The organism is Tetzosporium hominis (assembly GCF_002265435.1).
In the GTDB taxonomy this organism is placed as follows: Bacteria; Bacillota; Bacilli; order Bacillales_A; family Planococcaceae; genus Chryseomicrobium; species Chryseomicrobium hominis.
In genome coordinates this window covers 1-232 of sequence record NZ_NOKQ01000070.1, presented here as the reverse complement: position 1 = coordinate 232, position 232 = coordinate 1, and the positions used below count along the sequence as shown (strand labels likewise).

Below are 232 nucleotides of genomic sequence, written 5' to 3'. Positions count from 1 at the left end.
ACATTCTCACGACTTTCCGCCATAAACTGGGTGACATTAGAAAGCTTGGCAGTCTTCCCAGTACGAGGAAGGTTAACACTCATCCCACGCTCAAATTCGCCCGATACGATACGGACAAAGGCGATGCGGTCACGGTGACGAGGGTCCATGTTGGCTTGGATTTTAAAAACTAATCCTGAGAAATCCTTGTCATAAGGATCCACAATTTCGCCATCTGTTTTCTTGTGTCCGT

General features: G+C 47.0%; 1 pseudogene. It reads right to left on the bottom strand.

The window, feature by feature from the left end:
* Nucleotides 1-232 (bottom strand): annotated as a pseudogene (locus tag CF394_RS00235) (peptide chain release factor 3); the annotation flags it as partial.